4 protein-coding genes are annotated in these 3527 nt (G+C 47.7%); all 4 read left to right on the top strand.

From position 1 onward, the window contains the following. Positions 1–532 (top strand): sugar phosphate isomerase/epimerase family protein (locus tag WBV75_RS03470; protein ID WP_424119265.1); only part of this gene is annotated, 532 nt, incomplete at its 5' end. Positions 533–545: 13 nt separating this feature from the next. Further along, complete coding sequence (locus WBV75_RS03465) at positions 546–989, top strand: DinB family protein (protein ID WP_424119264.1); 444 nt, start codon at positions 546–548, stop codon at positions 987–989. A gap of 11 nt (positions 990–1000) precedes the next feature. Then, positions 1001–2230 carry an MFS transporter gene (locus WBV75_RS03460; RefSeq protein WP_424119263.1) on the top strand — a complete coding sequence of 410 codons (1230 nt, stop codon included), beginning with the start codon at positions 1001–1003 and terminating at the stop codon, positions 2228–2230. 16 nt (positions 2231–2246) lie between these two features. Further along, positions 2247–3383 carry a Gfo/Idh/MocA family protein gene (locus WBV75_RS03455; RefSeq protein WP_424119262.1) on the top strand — a complete coding sequence of 379 codons (1137 nt, stop codon included), beginning with the start codon at positions 2247–2249 and terminating at the stop codon, positions 3381–3383. The last annotated feature ends 144 nt before the right edge of the window (positions 3384–3527 follow it).

Genomic DNA, 3527 nt, shown 5'->3' with positions numbered 1-3527 from the left:
GGCCATGGGATGCCATTCCATCCGGGTCAATCTATCCGGGAGCAGTGATCCGGAGACCTGGGTGCCCAATTCTGTAGACGGGCTTAAAGGTTTAGCTACATATGCCCGCGCTAAAAACATTAACATCCTGGTGGAGAATCACGGAGGGCTTTCCTCCAATGCCGCTTTGCTGACCCAGGTAATGCGGGAGGTCAATATGGAGAATTGCGGAACCCTGCCGGATTTTGGTAATTTTTGTATCCGAAGGAAAGATCCGTCAGATTGGCAAGCAGGATGTGCTGAAGAATACGACCGTTACAAAGGTGTCCGGGAATTGATGCCCTTTGCAAAGGCTGTCAGCGCCAAATCCCATAATTTTAATGCATCCGGAGATGAAATAGACACCGACTATGTACAGATGCTTCAGATCGTAAAAGATGCGGGATATACCGGATTTGTTGGGGTTGAATATGAGGGTAAGGTGCTCAGTGAGGAAGAGGGAATAATCGCCACGCGGGAGCTGCTTCTCAAAGCGGCAAAAAAGGTCTCCTAAGACCGAAAACATTATGAAGGCATTTTTCCATCAGGCATTTGATTATAATTACCATTCGAACAAGCAACTGATTACCCTTTGTTCCGGACTTAAAACCATTCCCGAGCGGAGTAATGCCCTTTTAAACCATATCCTAAACGCCCATCACATTTGGAATTCCAGAATTATGGAACAGTCTTCCGAATTCGGGGTATGGCAGGTGCACGAGCCACAGGCATGGGAAGAAATCCATTATGACAACCAACGAAATTCATTCGAAATCATAACCAATACCGATTTTTGGGAAGGGCGTATCAAATACGAAGACTCTGAAGGAAAGCACTATACCAGGAGTTTGCAGGACATTCTTTTCCACATCATCAATCATTCCACCCATCACAGGGGGCAGGTCCTCATGGATTTTCGGGCCAACGGTATCGAGCCCCCAACACAGGATTACATTTATTACAAACGCTAAACCAACACCTCATGAAATCAACCGTTAAATTTCAACTCTCCCTGATGATGTTCCTGGAATTCTTTATCTGGGGCGGGTGGTTTGTAACCCTTGGGACCTTTTTAGGGGACAACCTCAAGGCCGACGGAGGTGAGATTGCCATGGCATTTTCCACACAATCCTGGGGTGCCATTATCGCGCCCTTTATCATTGGGTTGATTGCGGATCGCTATTTTAACGCGGAACGGATTCTCGGGGTCCTTCACCTGCTGGGAGCCGTTTTGATGTATCAAATGTATACTTCTGTTGATTTTGCAAACTTCTACCCTTATGTGCTGGGGTATATGATCATATATATGCCTACACTGGCTTTGGTGAATTCCATTTCTTTTAATCAAATGAAAGATCCGGCCAAGGAGTTTTCCCTGGTAAGGGTATTTGGCACCATCGGTTGGATTGTGGCCGGACTGCTGATCAGTTACGTTTTTCTTTGGGATTCCCCTGAGGCCCGTGCCGAAGGAATGTTAAAGAACACTTTTTTACTGGTAGCCATTGCCTCTGCCTTTCTTGGGCTGTTCAGTTTTTTCCTGCCCAAAACCCCGCCAACTGCGGACCGGAATGAGAAGGTGGGGATATCTACCCTTCTCGGGCTGGACGCACTGAAATTACTGAAGGATCGTAATTTTTTGATCTTTTTTGTCTCCTCCATCCTCATCTGTATCCCCCTGGCTTTTTACTATCAGAATGCCAACCCCTTCCTCTCGGAAATAGGGGTAGATAACCCCACCGGGAAAATGACCATAGGCCAGGCTTCTGAGGTACTCTTTATGCTTTTGCTCCCCTTTTTCTTTAAAAAATTCGGATTTAAGAAGACGATTATGGCTGGAATGCTGGCATGGACCGTTCGCTATCTCCTTTTTGCTTACGGCAATGCCGGGGATTTGGCGTTTATGCTTATTCTCGGCATCGCCCTTCATGGGATTTGCTATGATTTCTTTTTCGTTTCCGGACAAATTTACACGGATTCAAAAGCGGGAGAAAAATATAAAAGTGCCGCACAGGGGCTCATTACACTCGCTACCTACGGTCTGGGGATGCTCATCGGGTTTTGGGTTGCCGGAAAGATTTACGATATGAACCTCCTCTCTGAGAATGTTCACGACTGGAACAGCATTTGGACCTTCCCGGCCCTGTTTGCGCTGGGGGTATCTGTGCTCTTTGCCCTGTTCTTTAAAAATGAGGTAATTGAATACAAAAATTAATATAGAAGCTTAAATTATGCCAAAGAAAATTCGTCTGGGAATCCTTGGGGGCGGTGGTGACTCGCTGATCGGGATTCTGCACAGGGTAGCCGCCCATATGTTTGATAATTATGAAATTGTGGGGGCCGTTTTCAGCCCTGACCACCAGGAGAGCCTGGATTTTGCCAATGAAATAGACATCCCCTTAAATCGCATTTATACGGATTTCGATACCCTGATAGCTGAAGAACTGAAATTGCCAGAATCAGAGCGAATTCAGGTGTGTTCGGTGCAAACGCCGAATTTTTTGCACTTCCCTATGGCCAAAAAGCTTTTGGACAACGGTTTTCATGTGATTTGTGAAAAACCGATGACCACCACCTATGAGGAAGCCAAAATTCTTCGGGATGCCCATCAAAAGGCCGGAACCGTTTTTGCGGTAACACACACCTATACCGGGTATCCTATGGTACGTCAAATGCGGGAACTGGTGCGATCGGGCGCCCTGGGTAAGATCCATAAAGTAGATGCCCGATATTATCAGGGATGGATTAACCCGATTATCCACGATGCCGAAAAGCGGAAGTCCGTCTGGAGACTCGACCCGACCAAAGCAGGGATCAGTTCCTGTATGGGGGATATAGGAGTGCACGCCTTTAATATGATTGAATACACCACGGGGCTGCAGATTGAGTCCCTTTTGTGTGACTTTAATTATTTGTACCAGGACAATGTGATGGATGTGGACGGCACCGTGCTCATACGGATGGGAGACCACGTAAAAGGGGTGATACGGGCCAGCCAGGTGGCTACCGGTGAAGAAAACGGGTTGGCCATCCGGATTTACGGAGAGAAAGGCGGCCTTGTCTGGGAACAGGAACGCCCGAATTTCCTCTATAAGATGAGCGATACGGAACCCTTGCAGGTTTATAAGCCGGGGCATGCCTATAATTCTGACCTCTCCCTCGATGGGACCAAGCTACCGGCAGGACATCCCGAGGGGATTTTCGATGCCATGGGGAATATCTACAGGGGCGTGGCCAGGGCCATACGCGGGGCGGATTTTGACCCAGGGGAATTCCCGACCATGACCGATGGGGTACGAGGCCTTAATTTTATTGAAGCGACGGTCGCCTCCCACAAATCCGGGAATACATGGGTAACACTGGATTAATCTGCTGACGAAAAACGTTTTAGATTACGAATACACTCCCAGCCATTCCATATTTTAAGGTCGCTCGTAGATTGTTTCGAATTCCTCACAGACTACGATCATACTCTCCCGGGGAACTTTGCCGAAGGGTTCCAACTCCTGGGT

It is taken from the genome of Robiginitalea sp. (assembly GCF_049588695.1).
Classification (GTDB): domain Bacteria; phylum Bacteroidota; class Bacteroidia; order Flavobacteriales; family Flavobacteriaceae; genus Robiginitalea.
Note: the sequence above shows the minus strand (reverse complement) of the source record. Positions and strands in the feature narration are given on the sequence as shown.